Origin of the sequence: Bradyrhizobium sp. Ai1a-2 (genome assembly GCF_000426245.1) — a bacterium.
Classification (GTDB): Bacteria; Pseudomonadota; Alphaproteobacteria; order Rhizobiales; family Xanthobacteraceae; genus Bradyrhizobium.
Map to the genome: position 1 here is coordinate 101,104 of NZ_AUEZ01000004.1, position 16,475 is coordinate 117,578.

General features: G+C 59.3%; 21 protein-coding genes and 17 tRNA genes. 25 read left to right on the plus strand and 13 right to left on the minus strand.

Annotation, left to right across the window (positions count from 1 at the left end; translation table 11 throughout):
• Positions 1-42: 42 nt before the first annotated feature.
• On the minus strand, positions 43-1,215 hold the full coding sequence (locus tag K288_RS0104595) for an acyltransferase (RefSeq protein WP_152535385.1): 1,173 nt from the start codon (positions 1,213-1,215) through the stop codon (positions 43-45).
• A gap of 602 nt (positions 1,216-1,817) precedes the next feature.
• A complete protein-coding gene (locus tag K288_RS55495) occupies positions 1,818-1,943 on the minus strand; it encodes a hypothetical protein (RefSeq protein WP_256378812.1) in 126 nt (41 codons plus the stop codon).
• Between the two features lie 114 nt (positions 1,944-2,057).
• On the opposite strand from K288_RS55495, the gene K288_RS49435 reads away from it, so the two are divergent.
• The 4 genes from K288_RS49435 to K288_RS0104615 all read left to right on the plus strand — a co-directional run bounded on the left by K288_RS49435 (position 2,058) and on the right by K288_RS0104615 (position 4,038).
• Positions 2,058-2,843, plus strand: a complete 786-nt coding sequence (locus tag K288_RS49435) for a glycosyl hydrolase 108 family protein (RefSeq protein WP_051334357.1) — start codon at positions 2,058-2,060, stop codon at positions 2,841-2,843.
• 43 nt (positions 2,844-2,886) lie between these two features.
• Positions 2,887-3,243 carry a hypothetical protein gene (locus K288_RS44675; RefSeq protein WP_043159319.1) on the plus strand — a complete coding sequence of 119 codons (357 nt, stop codon included), beginning with the start codon at positions 2,887-2,889 and terminating at the stop codon, positions 3,241-3,243.
• Between the two features lies 1 nt (position 3,244).
• The gene (locus K288_RS0104610) at positions 3,245-3,697 is read left to right on the plus strand and encodes a hypothetical protein (RefSeq protein WP_027578498.1); all 453 of its coding nucleotides are present in this window, start codon (positions 3,245-3,247) and stop codon (positions 3,695-3,697) included.
• A gap of 74 nt (positions 3,698-3,771) precedes the next feature.
• Positions 3,772-4,038, plus strand: coding sequence for a hypothetical protein (locus K288_RS0104615; protein ID WP_152535386.1), 267 nt, complete (start codon positions 3,772-3,774; stop codon positions 4,036-4,038).
• A 110-nt stretch (positions 4,039-4,148) separates the two neighbouring features.
• On the opposite strand, the gene K288_RS0104620 is transcribed toward K288_RS0104615, so the two are convergent.
• The 8 genes from K288_RS0104620 to K288_RS0104655 all read right to left on the minus strand — a co-directional run bounded on the left by K288_RS0104620 (position 4,149) and on the right by K288_RS0104655 (position 10,560).
• Positions 4,149-4,934, minus strand: a complete 786-nt coding sequence (locus K288_RS0104620; RefSeq protein WP_027578500.1) for a hypothetical protein — start codon at positions 4,932-4,934, stop codon at positions 4,149-4,151.
• Positions 4,935-4,936: 2 nt separating this feature from the next.
• A complete protein-coding gene (locus K288_RS49440; protein WP_051334358.1) occupies positions 4,937-7,936 on the minus strand; it encodes a glycosyltransferase in 3,000 nt (999 codons plus the stop codon).
• 295 nt (positions 7,937-8,231) lie between these two features.
• Positions 8,232-8,435 (minus strand): hypothetical protein, encoded by a 204-nt coding sequence (locus K288_RS0104630; RefSeq protein ID WP_027578501.1) that lies wholly within the window; start codon positions 8,433-8,435, stop codon positions 8,232-8,234.
• A complete protein-coding gene (locus K288_RS0104635; RefSeq protein ID WP_027578502.1) occupies positions 8,432-8,749 on the minus strand; it encodes a hypothetical protein in 318 nt (105 codons plus the stop codon). The genes K288_RS0104630 and K288_RS0104635 overlap by 4 nt, the downstream gene beginning before the upstream one ends.
• Positions 8,746-9,012 (minus strand): hypothetical protein, encoded by a 267-nt coding sequence (locus K288_RS0104640; protein ID WP_027578503.1) that lies wholly within the window; start codon positions 9,010-9,012, stop codon positions 8,746-8,748. The genes K288_RS0104635 and K288_RS0104640 overlap by 4 nt, the downstream gene beginning before the upstream one ends.
• On the minus strand, positions 9,009-9,671 hold the full coding sequence (locus K288_RS0104645; protein ID WP_027578504.1) for an SOS response-associated peptidase: 663 nt from the start codon (positions 9,669-9,671) through the stop codon (positions 9,009-9,011). Before K288_RS0104645 ends, K288_RS0104640 begins: the two co-directional genes overlap by 4 nt.
• Positions 9,671-10,111, minus strand: a complete 441-nt coding sequence (locus K288_RS0104650) for a hypothetical protein (protein WP_027578505.1) — start codon at positions 10,109-10,111, stop codon at positions 9,671-9,673. Before K288_RS0104650 ends, K288_RS0104645 begins: the two co-directional genes overlap by 1 nt.
• On the minus strand, positions 10,108-10,560 hold the full coding sequence (locus K288_RS0104655; RefSeq protein WP_027578506.1) for a hypothetical protein: 453 nt from the start codon (positions 10,558-10,560) through the stop codon (positions 10,108-10,110). The genes K288_RS0104650 and K288_RS0104655 overlap by 4 nt, the downstream gene beginning before the upstream one ends.
• 415 nt (positions 10,561-10,975) lie before the next feature.
• On the opposite strand from K288_RS0104655, the gene K288_RS44690 reads away from it, so the two are divergent.
• From K288_RS44690 to K288_RS0104690, 7 genes are all read left to right on the plus strand, one after another.
• On the plus strand, positions 10,976-11,170 hold the full coding sequence (locus K288_RS44690; RefSeq protein ID WP_043159320.1) for a hypothetical protein: 195 nt from the start codon (positions 10,976-10,978) through the stop codon (positions 11,168-11,170).
• Between the two features lie 153 nt (positions 11,171-11,323).
• Positions 11,324-11,398 (plus strand) — tRNA-Thr (locus tag K288_RS0104665).
• Between the two features lies 1 nt (position 11,399).
• Positions 11,400-11,475, plus strand: a tRNA-Thr gene (locus K288_RS0104670).
• Between the two features lie 30 nt (positions 11,476-11,505).
• Positions 11,506-11,580, plus strand: a tRNA-Thr gene (locus K288_RS0104675).
• A 2-nt stretch (positions 11,581-11,582) separates the two neighbouring features.
• A tRNA-Leu gene (locus tag K288_RS0104680) sits at positions 11,583-11,661 on the plus strand.
• Between the two features lie 4 nt (positions 11,662-11,665).
• Positions 11,666-11,742 (plus strand) — tRNA-Leu (locus K288_RS0104685).
• A gap of 5 nt (positions 11,743-11,747) precedes the next feature.
• Positions 11,748-11,831: transfer RNA gene (locus tag K288_RS0104690), tRNA-Leu, on the plus strand.
• A gap of 196 nt (positions 11,832-12,027) precedes the next feature.
• On the opposite strand, the gene K288_RS0104695 is transcribed toward K288_RS0104690, so the two are convergent.
• Positions 12,028-12,411, minus strand: coding sequence for a HigA family addiction module antitoxin (locus K288_RS0104695; RefSeq protein WP_160168930.1), 384 nt, complete (start codon positions 12,409-12,411; stop codon positions 12,028-12,030).
• Complete coding sequence (locus tag K288_RS0104700) at positions 12,386-12,664, minus strand: type II toxin-antitoxin system RelE/ParE family toxin (protein ID WP_027578508.1); 279 nt, start codon at positions 12,662-12,664, stop codon at positions 12,386-12,388. Before K288_RS0104700 ends, K288_RS0104695 begins: the two co-directional genes overlap by 26 nt.
• Before the next feature lie 65 nt (positions 12,665-12,729).
• Between K288_RS0104700 and K288_RS0104705 the strand changes: the two genes are divergently transcribed.
• Both K288_RS0104705 and K288_RS52115 read left to right on the plus strand, forming a co-directional pair.
• Positions 12,730-12,804 (plus strand) — tRNA-Val (locus K288_RS0104705).
• 183 nt (positions 12,805-12,987) lie between these two features.
• A tRNA-Val gene (locus tag K288_RS52115) sits at positions 12,988-13,062 on the plus strand.
• 1 nt (position 13,063) lies between these two features.
• Here K288_RS52115 and K288_RS0104710 read toward each other — a convergent pair.
• The gene (locus tag K288_RS0104710; protein ID WP_027578509.1) at positions 13,064-13,339 is read right to left on the minus strand and encodes a hypothetical protein; all 276 of its coding nucleotides are present in this window, start codon (positions 13,337-13,339) and stop codon (positions 13,064-13,066) included.
• Between the two features lie 205 nt (positions 13,340-13,544).
• Between K288_RS0104710 and K288_RS0104715 the strand changes: the two genes are divergently transcribed.
• The 12 genes from K288_RS0104715 to K288_RS0104765 all read left to right on the plus strand — a co-directional run bounded on the left by K288_RS0104715 (position 13,545) and on the right by K288_RS0104765 (position 16,422).
• Positions 13,545-13,635 (plus strand) — tRNA-Lys (locus tag K288_RS0104715).
• A 4-nt stretch (positions 13,636-13,639) separates the two neighbouring features.
• Positions 13,640-13,728 (plus strand) — tRNA-Lys (locus K288_RS0104720).
• 177 nt (positions 13,729-13,905) lie between these two features.
• Positions 13,906-13,989, plus strand: a tRNA-Leu gene (locus K288_RS0104730).
• A 21-nt stretch (positions 13,990-14,010) separates the two neighbouring features.
• Positions 14,011-14,086, plus strand: a tRNA-Asp gene (locus K288_RS0104735).
• A 4-nt stretch (positions 14,087-14,090) separates the two neighbouring features.
• Positions 14,091-14,167, plus strand: a tRNA-Pro gene (locus tag K288_RS0104740).
• Positions 14,168-14,280: 113 nt separating this feature from the next.
• The gene (locus K288_RS0104745) at positions 14,281-14,817 is read left to right on the plus strand and encodes an HNH endonuclease (RefSeq protein WP_027578510.1); all 537 of its coding nucleotides are present in this window, start codon (positions 14,281-14,283) and stop codon (positions 14,815-14,817) included.
• 41 nt (positions 14,818-14,858) lie between these two features.
• Positions 14,859-14,934, plus strand: a tRNA-Arg gene (locus tag K288_RS0104750).
• Positions 14,935-15,242: 308 nt separating this feature from the next.
• Positions 15,243-15,587 carry a hypothetical protein gene (locus K288_RS0104755; protein ID WP_027578511.1) on the plus strand — a complete coding sequence of 115 codons (345 nt, stop codon included), beginning with the start codon at positions 15,243-15,245 and terminating at the stop codon, positions 15,585-15,587.
• Positions 15,563-15,646 (plus strand) — tRNA-Met (locus K288_RS52120). Before K288_RS0104755 ends, K288_RS52120 begins: the two co-directional genes overlap by 25 nt.
• A 17-nt stretch (positions 15,647-15,663) precedes the next feature.
• A complete protein-coding gene (locus tag K288_RS0104760) occupies positions 15,664-15,876 on the plus strand; it encodes a hypothetical protein (RefSeq protein WP_043159354.1) in 213 nt (70 codons plus the stop codon).
• Between the two features lie 284 nt (positions 15,877-16,160).
• Positions 16,161-16,234, plus strand: a tRNA-Gly gene (locus K288_RS52125).
• Positions 16,235-16,347: 113 nt separating this feature from the next.
• Positions 16,348-16,422 (plus strand) — tRNA-Phe (locus K288_RS0104765).
• The last annotated feature ends 53 nt before the right edge of the window (positions 16,423-16,475 follow it).

Here is a 16,475-nt window from a genome sequence, read left to right on the forward strand (position 1 = left end):
CCGGCGATCTTAGCGTAGCCGTGTGGACCAGATGAAAACGGACTATCGGCCGCGACTTTCCTGCGCAACAGCGGCTTCGGGATGGGGCGTTTTTTCGGGGCTCCTAGCTCTTTCGCTGATCTTGAGCACGAAGCGTCGCGCGGGTCGTTCAAAAAGCCAGAATGATATCGTTGCTGTGGTGATAACCAGGGCTAGAAAGACCGCGATTTCCAATGGCGTCTTCGGGCTCATGACCATCAGAAACGGCCAATGCCAGAGATAAACTCCGTAGGAAATATTCCCGGAGAACGCCGCAGCCTCGGCTGCAATCCCTGTTAACGAGGCATGCGCGAGAGATGCCACGGCAACCGCGAACAGAATGTAGTAGGGGATGTCGCCGGTGGGATGATGCTCCAGAGGAAAGATCGGGAACACCGAAAGCAGGAACGCGATCGTCGCGGCTGTCCATCCGATTTTAGGAGGGATCTGCAGTTGAAGACGATAGAGCGTCCAACCGAGCAGAAACATGCCGAGGCAAACGCCATATCGCGGCGCGAATTGAACTAGAAAGCCATCTTTCAACTCGCAAAGCGCAAAGATGAGGACCGCTGTGCCGATGCTGATCGTGCGAAGGATGGTGTTCCGTGAGCTGAGCGCGATGAAGAGAAAGCCACACCAGAATTCAGCGCCAATGCTCCAGGACGGTGCGTTGAAGGACCACTCGCCCGTAAAGAGGGACTGGGTAAGCGTGATCGTCTCGAACATGGCTGGCTTGAAAATCCAGCTTGAATTTGCGGCACCTAAATAGATCAGCGATCCGAAAGTCACGGCCCAAGTTAGCGCGTGCAGCGGATATAGTCTCGCAAACCTGGCAATGATGAAACCGCCAAAAGACATTCTCCCTGTCTCTATGGCCTCGCCGTAGGCGTGCGAAAGAACATAGCCTGAGAGAACAAAGAAGAATGCCACGCACATTGAGTAGGCGGGGCCGTAGTAATCCGGGATGACCGCGGATGTATGGCCGATTGCTACAATGATAGCGGCAATGCCGCGTAGAAGGTCGAGCGCTAGAAAGGCGAGGCCTCCGAAAGGTGCTTGTTTTTTCTGACATTCCCGCCCCCGAGATGTGGCGGCGATACCATCTTGCGCCAACCAGGGCAACATGTTTGCGGCAGGAAGCTTTGAGTCGGCCCCTTGTGCCGGAAGTTGGCTGAACAAGCCGAATTCAACGGCCACGCGGAAGTACTGGGTGTGGCTACGCAGCGTCGACGGAGCTAGCGCTTGCCGCGTTTCACCGACACATCAATGCGGACTATCAAATACAAAGCAATCGCAGCCATGCCAGCGATTCCGAGTGAGGCATAGACCGCATTCAAATGAACATCTCCGGCTTGAACGGTAGTGGGTGACTAGGATCTGGCATCCACGACCAGTCCTGAGCAGCATTACGTCCTCTGATTTTCCAGAGAATCCTCCGTAACCGACGCAATAGTCTCATCTTCGGCTCAGCTCCCCAGATTTTCCAGATTCGAGAACGTCTGATCCTTTGAGGTTGTCTCCGGACGCCAACCACAATCGGGGCGCAATCACCCCGAGAGGCGGCCGCGTTATCACATCGAAGCGCAACAAAGGCAACCCCGTACCGGCTAGTACACGCAAATCTGAGCGGCACTGCACAGTGCGCCGGCCGACGTGATCGCGTCCAGTATCCACCACCAACCGAACAATCCCCATGACCGATTTCAATTCCCACTTCCGTGAAATACGGAGCCACGCCTATGACTAAGCTGACCAAGGAGGCGCTGGCGGCTGGCCGGCTGTAATTCAATCCTTTGAGTTCATTTGATCGCGCGCCACCAGTCATCCTCGTCCGAATCGGCCTTCTCCCCTGAAGGGGAGTAGATCGCGGAAACGAAGAGCAAAACAAAAATCAAAAGAAAAACGAGCGGAACCGCCCAGAACATTCCCAGCCCACTTCCTCAGCCGGGGCTGACCTCTATCACCACAACCGATTCGGCAACAACCCCTCCGTAAGGAGCGGCCGCCGTACAACCGTACCACCAACCGAGAGCAATCCCATGACCGCAGCGACATACGATGCGGCGATGACTCGCGTCTTCGCCGATGAAGGAGGCTATACCAACGACCCGGTGGATCCGGGTGGCGCCACGAATTGGGGCATCACCATCAAGGATGCCCGGATGTACTGGAAAGCGGATGCGACGCCGGCGGACGTGAAGGCGATGCCGAAGGCGGTGGCGGCCGACATCTATCGCAAGCACTACGCCAATCCGATGCGGTACGATGATCTTCCGGCCGGCTTCGATTATTCGGTGCTCGATGCCGCGATCAACTCCGGCGTCGGCCGCGCGCCGAAATGGGCCGGGCAGGCGCTCGGCATTGCAGCGACATCAATCGGCGCCGTGGTCGGCCCGGCCGCGGCGGCGAAGGACAAGGTCGCCGTGATCCAGAAATACTGGAGCATCCGCCTGTCGTTTTTGAAGGGCCTGTCGACGTTCTGGCGTTTCGGCAAGGGTTGGACGCGCCGCTGCACAGGCGGCGAGGCGGCGGCCGTCAAGATGTGGCTCACGATCGGCGAGAAGCTCGCCAGCACCGACGCCAAGGCGCGGCTGGACCAGGAAGCCGGCAAGGCGAAGGCGCAGAGCAAGAACGCCGCGGCCGGGGCCACGGCGGCCGGATCAGGCCCGACGATCGCGGCGCCGGCGGTCGATCCCGCGCAGTTCACCTGGGGCGGCAAGGTCGCGCTCGGCATCCTGATCGCCTTCCTGGCGCTGTTCGTCATCTACCTGATCCGCCAGGCCATCATCCACAAGCAGCGCGCGGAAGCCTACGCCGCGGCCTGACGTCGTTTCGCTTTCCCTCAACCTCAAATCGGGAGATCTATCCATGTGGACCGTTCTCGCGGCCAGCCTGGCTGCGCTCGGCATCTATCTCGTCCTGCGCCCCACGCTGCATGCGCTGCCGCAACTCAAGGCGGCCTACGCTCGGGCGGATACGTTCTGGGGCAAGGCCTTCGCGCTTGCCCACAAATCCGCGACCATCGTTGTGACCTATGTCGGCGCGGCGATCGGCTTCTTGCTCGAGCAACTCGACACCATCGCCCGCGTGGTTGGCGATCCCAGCTTCCAGGAGCAGGTGTCGAAGGTGCTCGGTGCGGATACTCGCGTGCTCGGCGTCGTGATGATCGGTTTCTCGGCCATCGTGTTCGCCTCGCGCATGCGCTCGATCATCAAGGGCGTCTGAGATGCTGGCGACCATCCTGACATCGATCGCGCCGATGGTGATCGGCAAGCTCGCCGATGCCTTCAAGGCCTATGAGCAGAAACAGATTTCGCTTGCCGAGCTGCAGGCGAAGGTTGCGCAGGCGCTGATGGAGTGCTTCAGCGAGGTGATGCGCTCGGAGACCGACGCCCTGGCCAAGACCTTCGCCAGCTTCGGCCAGGTGATGGCCAACTCGCGCCTGGTGCGTATCGTGTGGGCCATCATCGTGCTCTCGCAGCTCGGCGTATTGGTGTGGCAGCAGCTCGGCGTTCCCGCGGTGGTCTATCTCTGGGGCGGCGTCTGGCCCTCCGCCGGCGCCACAATCGATTGGGCTTATCTGCTTATCGCCGGCATGTGCGGCCTCGGCCCCGTGGTGCTCAACGCCGGGCCCGGCAAGGTCAACGTCGACGCCCTGAAGACTCCGATCGGCAAATAGAAGCGCGGAAAAGAAAAGGCTCTCGCGGAATGGATACCTCAACGCTGGCCGTAATCATCGCCGGAGGCGCGCTCATGCTCAACTTCGTGGACAAGCTATGGGGCGGCGGCTGGAAGCTTTCCAATCGCATCACCAAGCTCGAGACCGGAGTCGACGGCATCCAGTCCGAGATCAAGAAGCTGGTCGAGGCGATCGGCAAGATCGCCGACATGCGTGGTGATATCCGCGTGCTCGACCAGCGCATTCTAACGGCAGAGCAGGACATCCGCGAGCTGCGGCATGGCGACGGCTTCGTTCGCAACCGGGTGCCTTCCGAGCCTGGCGTCAATCGCGAATATTGATTAGGCCTCTTGGCCTTTCGTAACTGCCGGCATCCCTAACCCGGTATACCTCAGCCCTCGGGCCCGTTTCTTTCTCGTTGGCGTTCGGTGAATAGAATGGCGAACGCTCTCTATAGATGCTTATCGGTTTGAAGAAACTCGCCCCAGCTTAGCTTACTCATGTGGATTTTCTCGCCAAATGGTAGACTTTCGAAAGTGCGTGTGACGTTGTCGTGGACCAGCAAATTGTGCTGCGATCCCTGTCGAAAGGTTTGGCTATGCGGCCACCAGTTTGGCGCGTAGCCGCGCCCATCACGACCAACGACTAGAGCCGTAAGGCCCCTCTCGAGTACCTGTCTCGTAATACTAGCACCACCGCTTTCGACCGAGTACGCATCCCATTTCGTGCTCAATTGCACATTCGACAGTAGTTCTAGAAACAAGGCTCGGCGGATCATGAATCCGTTGGTGCGGATGTGTGGATTTGGAAAGTCGGGGAACGAAGGCAGGCTTTCAAACGAGCCTGTCGCACCGACCAGGCCGACGCGGGCAATCTCAAGATTGGCCGAAAGCTTCGCCAGCCATCCATCACAGGCGATTTCACTGTTCGTGTTGAGAAAGCAGACGCGCTCTTGGTGGATCTGGCGCGCGGCCTCTATGTAGGCACCAATGTCAAAACTATCATCGTCGGTGAAGACCGGATCGTAGTTTAGTGAACGGAAGATTCTTTGCCCTTCCGACAAATCAGTCTGGCCTTCAAATCCCTTGAAGATGATAACTAAACGATGATCCACCCCAGCATCATATCGACTGTAAGACTGCAAGAACTTTCTAAATCTAGACAAATGGTCGACGTCGGCTCCCCGCGCAAGATAGACTAGGGCAAGCGGCTGGCTCGGTGCTGCTCCGGTTGTCATGATCAGATCAGCCTCGCATTGTGCTGCACAACAAATTTTGGCGGCGCAACCGCCAAATTTGTTTCGTTGTAAAAGGGATCGACAGCGAAAGTCGCCCATCGCCTATGAAAGTAGCGGAGCTCTGAGAGATCGAGGCGAGGTTCTCTGGACTTCGACTCGAAGTGGATTAGTTCGGCCTTCGGTGCGTAGACAATCGTATGGCCCCGCTCAGATACTTTCAGACAATAGTCCACGTCGTTGAAACTTATAGCTAGGGACTCCGTGTAGCCGCCAACCTGCTGGAAAAGTGCAGCCCTTGTCATCATCACGGCTCCAGTGACTGCGCAATAGTTGCGCGTGCCGCAAGTGCTGAAGAAGTAGCCCTGATCGTCACGTTTTGAGAAACGTCGCACATGGTCTGGATTGCCCGCGTTCACGGCAACTCCAGCGTGCTGCAGAGTGAGATCTGGATAAAGCAATTTTGCTCCCACAACGCCGACGTGTGGCTTCTCGAAGTGTTCCAGCAGGCGTTCGATCCAGTTTGGCGTAAGTGGCTCGATATCGTCATTCATAAGCAAGAGGATCGGTCCTGAAGCAATTGATGCACCGATGTTTAGCTTCTTAGCCACATTGAATTCTGGCTCGGTGAACGTCGCGAACTTCTTGACGCAATCAAGGTGGGCTAGGCGAGCGCGATCAAAGTCGCCATTGTCGATGATGATGAATTCGAGGTTCTTGTAGGTGGAATGGGTTTGAATCTGCTCAATGCAATTGACGATGAGATCGAGTTCTCGGCCATTATGGGCGACGACTTTTCCAGCGGTCGGGATCACGACTGACACAAGTGGTTCTTGTTTAAGTGACACCTGAACATCGTAGCATCCATGATCCGCAACATTCTGCGAGACCACACCATGACGCTCCGTTCGCTGTAGCCGGCCCTCAAGAGCTTGAATGTCCTGAGCGCTCTGTTCAGCCGAAATAGGGCTCAAAGGACCGTGCGCACGATGTAACAGCAGTTCGCGGACATGACGGATGTTTCCGGTCCGTTCAACGAAGCGCAGAGTGAAATCATATAGGCTGCTGGAGGCTGAGAGCGCCTCAATTGCCGTCGAAACACGAAAACAGGCAGCCGATCCAATGTAGTTCATTGCCTCCAGGTAGTCTGGACTCCAGCCAGGTTTATAAAAGGGCCTTTTACGTCCCTCACGATGCCATTCATCCTCGTCGAAGTATACCAAATCCGCCTGAGGGTCAGCGTTCAAGGCCGATGCATAAGCGTAAAGCGCCTTCTCGTTGAGACGATCTCCTGCAGTGATCCAAACAAGATAAAGATTGTCAGTTGCGTCCATCTGACAAACTTCATCTAAAGTGTTCACGATCTGCCACTGGGGATAGAGTTGCAATCGGCAGCTTTCGATAGTGGCGGCACGATCTGCTGGGTTCCCTCCGTCGATGACGATGACGAAGCTCGGCCGATAGATCATCACATCAATGTGCTGCAGCAGTTCGGGCCTTTGTAGAACGTCATGAAGTCGTTCTTGATTTGTGTGCGCGCGATAGGGGTCGGGTGACGGTGAAAAGCCGAGAGTCTTCCCCTCCCGCAGATAGTGAGCCAGTGGATTTATCTTGGCTTCGGCGACATGCGGGTTCTGAGCATTGTACCAGCTGGTTGAGAAGTTGGGGTGCGGATCTCGCCCCTCCATGGCGCCCGAGGAAACATAATGCGCAAGCGGGTTAAGGCCGGCCATAACGACGTCGAAGTTTTCGCGCAGGTACCACTTTGTATCGAAGCGAGAATTCGGGTTGCGACCTTCCCGTGCGCCATACAAGACATAGTGTTCTAGGGGGTCTATCTTTGCTGCGGCAACATCCGGATAGTTCCGCAAATACCACTGCCGATCGAAGACACCTGCATCTTCAATGGTGGATCGCGCCCAACTTTCTTGATCGGTTCCAAGTTGCGTAGCCTTTCTGCGAAGAACGGTTCGGGCGACGCGTCTAGCAAGCCGCGCTCCGAAACGAAGGGGGCGGACATATCGCCAGATTGCGGACGCTTGAATATTCTTTAGATCATCTTCTAAGCGCTTGATGTGCGCCAAGTCTCGCTCGCGCGCCGAGCTACTTTCAGCGAGCTTTAAATTCAGCTGCTGCTTTTCGGCTTCGATGCGCGAAATTTCACGCGCATTGGTGTTCGAGCGCGCGTCAATCTCGTCGTTAATCCTACCAAGAATAGAAGATTCGATATACCGTTTCTGTTCATCAGCAAGCATCAAAGCTCCCACCTGGGATGTGGGTTGCGCCATGATTCCGATAACCGGATCAACGACGTCAGAAGTGATGCCTCCAAGCATGCGACGGTAGGGCGAATTCTTCTCTTTCAAAAGCTTTTCGATCACAATGACCGAATCGTAAAAGGTGATGCCGGCAAGGTAGCGGTTGAACTGCAGAAGCTCGGGAACTTCGGCACCACCGACGTTTTGGAAGTGATCGGCATTGAGAGCATCTACCAAGTTCTTGAAGAACTCCATTGCAGACGTGCCAAACCGATACCCACCACCGTGGGATCCCCAGTAGCTCGCATGCAAATCTTCAATGATATATTTGCCGCCCGGCGCTAGCCTGTCGAACAGCAGTTTAAATGTCGTGATGATGTCGTTCGAAATATGAGACCCGTCATCCACGACTATATCGAATTGTCTGTCGCCAAGTGCGTCCGCCAGCTTGGAGTTGTCGGTGGCATCTACAACGAATGCTGATATCGCGCCTTCGAAAGTGAGGTTTCCCACTTTTGGATCAATATCAATCCCGATGATCTCAGACCCCTCTGGTAGGTATTTCCCCCAGAGCTCAAGGGAGCCGCCGTTCTGAACCCCGATCTCAAGCAGGCGAACGGGTCTCTTTGACTCTAGATAAGGCGCGAACTCGCGCGAATAGATCGAAAGATATTGCTCCCATTTGTCGACTGTTTTGCCAGTATGGCCAAAGAAGAGTTCAACTAGTCGTTTATAATTTTCTGGCATCTGGGGTCACCGCGGTAGGGATGCACGTCCCACGTCGCACAACCGGGCCAAGGGCGCAACCCTGGCTTCTTTGAAAGGATCTCTGTGGGGACACGGCGCTGGTTTTATAGCGATTCCTGGTTTAAATCATCGCCATACTGCGCCGATGGACAGCGTAGAGGGCAGGATGGCGGGGATATCCCCGGGCACCTTCGTTGAGGCTTAGGCGCTCTTCTTGAAGATCAGTCGTGGCGGTTTGCCCCGGAAATCAACCGTGGTTCAATTTCCAGTTAACCGATTGTCTCTGTTGACCTTTTTAGGAGCGCTCGCCGTCGGCTTTGCGTACGCTGGCGTGAAAGCCCTCCGGTAACTCCGGCTCGTTGTCCTCGTCGCTGTGGTTGCAAAACGGGCAGGGCATGCCGGCGCCGCCGCAATTGCAGGCGTGATCGCCGAGCCATGGTTTGCCGGGATGGTTCTCGCAAACCCACCGGCAATTGCCGCAGCGGGCGCACCATTTCATCTAACGCCCTCCGGCCACAGGCGCCCTTGAGAGATGATCTTGTGCACCTTGGCCTTCTTCCGCCTGGCTGTCGGCGGGATAACGTCGCGGGGTGTGCCGTCGTTCATTGCCTTCAATACCGCGATGCGCGCGAACATCCGGAAGGTGCGCTCCTCTGCGGCCTCGATCAACATCTCGATTGCGAGCTGCCACTCCGGCTGGCCGGAGATATCCGCCGGCAGCCGCTGGATGTAGCTCGCCGCATCCTGCAGCGTGATGAGTGGCTCGCCTTCCGGCAGCGCGATCGGCTGCTCGAATGGCGTCTGCCAGCTCAAGCGAACAGCTCGGCGCCTTGCGGCGTGATCTTCACGTAGGTGCCGCTCTCGTGCATCCACAGCCAGCCGCGCTCGATCGCGAACTTGAGACAGGCGCCGTACTCGGCGGGCTTGGCCCTGTCCTGGAACAGAAACGGGTAATTGATCTTCTCGATATGGATGCGGCCGTCCTGGACGGGCTCGATGGCGCGCGCGAGCTCCATCAGGCGCCGGGCGGCTACTTCGGGGTCGTCGTATCGCGGTCTATCTTCGACATATTTCATGCGGCTAGCTTATCTTCCTTGTCGGGCCCGCGCATAACGATTTGCAGCGCATCGTCGGGCAGCGGCCGCTGCAGCGATTTGGCCTCATCCCATGGCGCGCGCAGCCAGACGTCGCGCTCCTCGTCGGTCGTCAGGATCACGGGCATCGCCTTCGGATGGATCGGCGCGACGATCGTGTTCGGCTGGGTGGTGAGGAAGCCGTAGACCAAGTGAGGGCCGGGGATCGGTTTCGACTTGGTGCCGCGGTCGCCCTTGAACTCGGTCCAGATCCCCGCGAAGGCGGTGAGCGGCCGATCGTCGTTCATTGCGAACCAGACCACGTCCTTTTTCTTCGTCGCGGGGTTCGGCTCCGGCGCGTACTCGGCGAAGCTGTTGAAAGGGACCAGGCAGCGGTTCTCCGGCTTCAGCCAGCCGCGCCAGTGCGGGGAAGCCGTATTGCGGATATTGGTCACCGGCGGACCGCCGTTGCGCGGTGGCGGCGGCATGCCCCAGCGCATCAGCACCAGCTCACGGCCATCGCCGGCGTTCCGGACCACGGGCGCCGGATAGTCGGGGAAGACACCCGGCATTGGCTGCAGGTTGCCGACATAGCGATTCATGACCCGAAACAGTGCGCGGATCGCTTCCTGGTTCGTGGTGATGGAATACAAATTGCACATCAGTCGGCCCCGAATGGGTGAGCGGCGAGCACATGCCTATCCGTGCCGGCGATGTCGATGGTCACCCCGCAGAAGCAGCCTGAGACACCCGACGTCGTCTGCGTCGGCAGTTTCGCCCCGGCTTCCCACATAGCGTATTTCCAGGTGGTGATGGCCTGCTCGTTCCGCCACGCTTGAAAATCGGCTTCCGTGCGGCTGTCGCGCAGGATCTCCCATGCGGCCTCGAATGCGGTGCGGGCGACTTGGAAGGTATCGGCGCTCCCGCTTCGATGATCACCGGGCTCGGTACCGGGATAGAATCCGCACTTCCAGTCCCATTTTGCCTCGTCGCGGGGCCCACCGGTGCGGGCGGCGATCGTGCCAACCAGCACGTCACCGTAGTAGATGAGCCAGCATTCCTCGGGGCGGGTGTCGTCGCGGCGCCGGCGCAACTCGGTCATTCATCCTCCCCGGGGTAGCGCCGCCGGGGCGGCGCCAGCTGATGCAACTCCGCCGGCGGCCGCTTACCGGCGCGCGCGCATTTCAGGCAGCGCAGTCGGCTCGAGAGATCGTGGACGCAGGTCGTCGCGGCATGGGGCAGCGCCGCCAAGTCGACGCTGCGCGGCGTCTTGCAGCGCGAGCACCGGATCTCGAGCCACGCATAGCCGCCGTTGATCGCCTGGTCGATCGTGGGTGAGGGGTCGATCGGGCCGCCGTCCGCCCACATCCGCTCGTTCCAGCTTTGACAGGCAAAATCGTCGGCTTCTCGGATCAGCGCCTCGCCGGCGGCGCGCTTCTCCGCGGCGCGCTCGGCGAGGATCTTGGTCATAGCCCGTGCCTTCGTGAGCTCCTTGGAGAGCGCCTTTCGGTCGCCGCCGGACAGCGGGGTCGGATGAAATTTTGGGGCCATGATGTCGCATCAAAGCGCGTCGGCGCGCCGGAGTCGAATCCGCCATATCTTGAGGCGGTTAAGCCGTCGCGACCACTGCGGGTAGGGCCTCGGAACGGAGAGCCCGGTCGAGAATTGTTGGGTGAGAGGGCTTGACGGATTCGCAAAGTTCTGCGCATACCGCTGCCCCATCGAATCCGCCGCGCATTTTGCTTCGGCGCTCTTGAGGACCAAGAACCGTGACGCGCTTACGCTCACATATCGTCGCGCTCGCCGCCGCCATCGAACGACCGTTCACCCGGTCGAGCGATTGGTCGTGCATGCGCGTGACGAAACAAGGTCCGAATTATCAGCCCGGTACAGCAGGGCTACCGATACCAGCAAGAGCGTAACCAGGCGGCAGGAATCCTCCTCCGCCAATCGAGCGGAGGGGACAGTGTCCCGCAAGACCACCACTGGACTCGATAACCGCGCCGGCGAGCGGATTTTCTCCTCTCCGGTCGCGCTCGCCTTCGTGCGCATCGTCGTGGCGCGCCGCGGCGTCTCCGAGGCCCAGGCCCGCAAGATCTATCTCGATTACCTCAACCGAGCCGAGCCGCCGCGGAAGCGCCGGCCGCGCAAGGCTGCATGACGTGATTTCGACTTCAGGATGATCGCCCCTGCAAGGACATAAGGCGATCCGCTGACTCGGTACTGGTCCCCTTCAGTGGGGCGGTAAACGGTGGTTTCCGACAGCGAAGTTTTTCTTTTGGCCGGGCCAGTCCCGGCCGTTTGTGAATTTCACGCCGGCGTGGCGCAACGGTAGCGCAGCGCTCTCGTAAGGCGAAGGTCGTCAGTTCAAATCTGACCGTCGGCACCATGCTCCGTTAGCTCAGTGGTAGAGCAGCGCTTTTGTAAAGCGCAGGCCGCAGGTTCGATCCCGTGCACGGAGCACCAATCCAACTTGCAAGATTTTCTTTCAGGTTCGCTTCCATCGTTCAGCCGGCAGGACACCGCTTTGGTAAGGCGGCGACGCAGGTTCGAGCCCTGCTGGAAGCACCATCGCGCCGGTAGCCCAACATGGCAGGAGGCATCTCGTTCAGGCCGAGAGCAGTGCAGGTTCGAATCCTGCTCGGCGCACCAATTCGCCCGTGTAGCCCAATCGGTAGAGGCGGCGCTTTCAAACGGCGCGCGTTCGCGGTTCGAATCCGTGCACGGGCACCATCTTCGCGCGGCTGGCGGAATGAAGACGCAGCAGGTTTAAACCCTGCCGGCCAACGGTCGTCTCGGTTCAAGTCCGAGGCCGCGCACCAGATTGCGAAGGCGTCGAAACTCCACCGCAGATCGGCGAGATGAATATCTCTGGATAGTGGAGACGCATCGCCTCGATGAGGTTTTCAAGCGCTGCACGTCCTGCGCCTGGTGGCACGTCGCTGGGCCCCCACAACGCGAACTCCTTAGGTGTTTCGTTGCAAAACACCGTGAGGGCAAGGAAAGGCTCTTCGGCCATCACGCGCTCTTCGGCAACGTCTTGATCTTGGCGAGGTCGTCGGCAAGTTTCTGCTTGCTCTGCCAAAGATCGTAGTCCGTCTGCATGTCGGCCCACAAGTCGGGGCCGTTCCCGAAGAACTTGCCGAGACGCTGCGCCATGTCGGGCGAGATCGGAGACGGATTGTCCTCGCTCATGATGCGACCGAGCGTGACTTTTGTGGTTCCGATCAGGGGAGCGGCCGACGAAGCATTCAATCCGGCGTCGGCAAGCGCCGTTGCCAGGATGCGGCCAGGATGCGTCGGGGGGCGCTGGCGCGGGCCTGCCTTGTATTCAGCCATGACGATCTCCGGGGTGACGGGAGGGGCTTCGCGCCCCTCAGTGATATTGTTCAAAGTCGACACGATCGGCCTCTCCTTTATCAAATTCGAAGGTTATCCGCCAAGCGCCGGTTACCCAGATGGAATAGCGAACCGGCTTGAATTGCTTCAGGGGGTGCGTGTTGAACCCCGGAAGGTCGAGCGCCTGTAAGTTCGTCGCCCTGTTGAGAACGTCAAGCCGTTCAATGACTTTGGCTTGGAGCTTGGAGTCGATCCGGGCGGTGTGGCCCTTCTCGAAAAGCTCTTTGAGACCTTTGTGTTTGAAGCTCTTAATCATGAGAAGGAGCGTAACGCAATGTGTTACTCAAGTAAAGCGTTTTGTTACTTTCCTGAGGTTATTTTGCGCGCTTAGCTCAGCGGTAGAGCGCCTGTTTTACACACAGGATGTCGGCCGTTCGATCCGGTCAGCGCGCACCAAAGGTTGAGGCGATGGAATCGAAGGGCAGGCATGCTCGAGGCATCCACGTCTCCTCGAAGCCAGATTGATCCGCGCGCGGCGGGGTCACGCCCAGGTCTGCGCGCGCGATGACAACATCTGTGTCCCGTGGTTCTGGCTGAAGGTCGCCGGGTCGTCCCCGGTCGCTAACGGGACTCGAATTTGCGTCCGTAGCTCATCAGCAGAGCGCCGCTGTGACATGGCGGAGGCGGCAGGGGCGGCACCTGCCGGACGCACCAGTTATCTCTCGGACAGTCGCGCGATGAGGGCAGCCGTAACGGCATCCTGCACCGACGTAGAAAGGCGCTGCTGCGGAATGAGGGCTGATGGTTTCTGACGATCGATATAGTGGTCAGCAGCCTCTTCAGAGCCGAGCAACTTAACAAGCGATGCTCGAAATTTCGCGGAGTCTTTTTTCGGTCTCACATCTTCGGCTGGCCGGGCAGTGCTGGTGCCGAGCTGGAAGTACCGTTTGTCTTGGTTCGCCGGTTGGGCGAAGGGCTGATAAACCTGCATGGTATCTCCGAAAGGGGGCCTAATAATATCGCAAGCGTGCGGAGTTGCGAGTCTAATTTCCACCTTTAGCTCAGCAGCAGAGCGTCCGGCCGATAACCGGGAGGTCCGTGGGGCAGCACCACGAAGGTGGACCATCATCTGGAAGAGGCCGAAAATGCACTCTCAATTCAAACCGGCGCGGCTCGCCGCCGCAACCATCGACCCTGGATCGGTAGCCAAGTTGGTCGACGGCCCGGAACTTTTAATTCCGCGGGACATGCGCCCCGCCGTGAGTTCGAATCTCACCCGATCCTCCATCATGGACGAGTAGCCAAGCGGTCGACGGCATCGGCTTCTTAACCCGACGGGCCTTGAGCCCCGCGCTGGTTCGAATCCAGCCTCGTTCACCAATGTCAGTTTTCGCGAGGCAGTTTTGCGATTGCTCGCCCGAGCATAATCTCGATGCACCGTCCGCAGACCAGTTCGCCGTTGCCGGCCGGCGGCGCGAGAACGACCAGTTGATCTGGTTCGAATTCTTCTTCGCAGTGATCACAGCGAGGGCTTTCGAGCATCCCACATTTACCTACGCGCTTGTGGCGGAATTCGGTAGACGCAGCGTCTTGAGAGGGCGCCGGGAAACCATGCCGGTTCGAGTCCGGCCTAGCGCACCATCTTTGCAGAAAATGCAAATTGCCCATGTCCCCATCTGGTGAAGGGACCGGATTGTCGATCCGGCAAAGGCGAGTTCGATCCTCGTCATGGGCGCCAATTCCGGCGTGTAGCGCAGCCAGGTAGCGCACCTCGTTCGGGACGAGGGGGCCGCAGGTTCAAATCCTGCTACGCCGACCAATTCACGGTCCTGGAGCCAGATGGGAAGGCCGGCCGCTCATAACGGCCAGATGAGGGTGTTCGATCCACCCCAGGACTACCATGTAAACTGCGGACCCGAGAGGAGGTCGACGATGTTTCACGCCAATCCGGCGCTTATCTTGAACGCCGACTTCCAACCATTGAGTTATTTTCCGCTCTCGCTCTTCAGTTGGGAGGAGGCGGTGCGCTCGGTGGTGAAGGGATCGCATGTCGTGGTCGCGGAATACGACCAGGTCGTCCGCAGCCCCTCGACGGTGATGCGGCTCCCCTCTGTGATCGCGCTGCGCGAGTACGTGCGGCCGCCGGCTCGAGTCGCCTTCACGCGGTTCAACGTCTTTCTCCGCGATCGCTTCCGCTGCCAATATTGCGGCGAGCAGCATCTGCGGGGCGAGTTGACATTCGACCACGTCGTGCCGCGCGCGATGGGCGGCAAGACCGAATGGACCAACATTGTTGCGGCCTGCAGCCCCTGCAACACGCGCAAGGACAAGCAGGTTTGGAAGCCCTTGCGGGTGCCGTTGGAGCCGACACAGTTCGATCTGATGGCGGCGCAGCGGCTCTTTCCGCCGAACTTCCTGCACGAATCCTGGCTCGACTTCCTGTATTGGGATTCCGAGCTCGAGAAGTAAACGCGCCGGCGGCGACGAGTTTGTGTCCGCCGGCGCACCATCACCACGTAGCTCAACTGGATGAGCACGACCCTCCGAAGGTCGAGGATGTAGGTTCGAGTCCTATCGTGGTGGCCATGGGGGAGTAATCGGCGGGGACGCCGGCGCCGTTTTGAAAACGGCTGGGTGCGCCAGCACTGCGGATCAAGACCAGCACTCCTCCGCCATTTTGGGCAGTGAACCGGCCGGGCGGCCGGCCTCCGTTGGAAGCGGAGTGGGCGCCTCGGCGCTGCGGATCGAGCCCGCCGCTGTCCGCCACCTTGGAGAGTCAACCGGACAGGCGCGCCGGCACGGCTTCGAAAACCGATGGCACCGCAAGGTGTGAGGCTCATGTCCTCGGCTCTCCGCCACGCTGCTCCCATAATCGTGGCCTATCCGCGATCGCCATGAGCATTTCGCGACGAGGCTTTCTCGGTGCCGCCCTGGGCTTGCTCGGTGGTGCAGGTGCTGCACGATCGGCGCCGGCGAGCGGCGGTGTTGTTCTGGGCATCGACGGCGGCGCTGTCCTCGGCGAGGCCGGTACAGAACTCGTCATGCCGCTGCCCGGCCATCCTGCTGGCGGCTTTCCGGTACCGGATCACATTGCGGATGCCCTGCGCGGCTGGCTCACTCGGGGTGAGATCCTGAAGGCCGAGCGCGCGATCTATTCTGTCTACGGCGGATGTACCCGGGACATGCCTGAGGAGTTGGAAGCCTCGGCACCTATCGCAGGGTCGAGCACCGGGCGCTGATCAGGCTCATAACCTGATGCCGAAAGGCAAAGTCGGTTCGATTCCGACCCCTGCAACCAACTTGGAGGTGAATGCCATGGACGCGCTGCTTCAGTTCTTCGCTTACGAGCACCTGCCGCCGCACCTCCAGGCGGTCAGTGCGCCATTCGGCGATCTGGCACGGGAAATGGCGCGATCGCTTCCGACCAATCCGGAAAGTGCGACGGCCATGCGGAAACTCCTCGAGGCGAAGGACTGCGCCGTTCGTGCCGTGCTCTTCAAGCCATTGTCGTCAGCCGTCATGGACTAACGACAAGATCTCGAATTGGGCCGGGTGGAGCGACCGGACAATGCGGGGACGTTTTGAGCCAAGGATCCGCACCCCAATCTCTGCTGCCAGGCGGCGCCTGCAAGCCGGGCCCGCAACCCCTGATTCAGTTCGGGGGCTCTGGATAGGGATGGAGGGCGCGAGATCGCCTGGCAGCGGACTTCTTCATTCTCGGGTAACGCCAAGTCTGGTGACTGAGCGGGGCTGTAAACCCTGCGCCTTAGCGCATGCCGTGTTCGATTCACGGGTTACCCACCATCTTCAACGCGGACAAAAGATTACGGCAGTCGGCGAGTATGCCATGCTCGCAGCGGCGGTTCGACTCCGCCTGTCCGCACCAATTTTTGAGGGGGCGCGCACCAGATGCCGGTCGCTCCGGCTGATGGAAAGGCGCGAGCCGGAGTTGATCGCCCGGTGTGAGGTGGTGCGAATCCATCCGCCCTGTCCAAATTCGCCTGGATAGCTCAGTGGTAGAGCGGCGTCTTGAAGCGGCGCGCGCCGGTGGTTCGATCCCATCTCCAGGCACCACGACAACGGGGAGCGCGCAAGGGCGCAGCTGATGTTTGCACCATCGGCGCGGT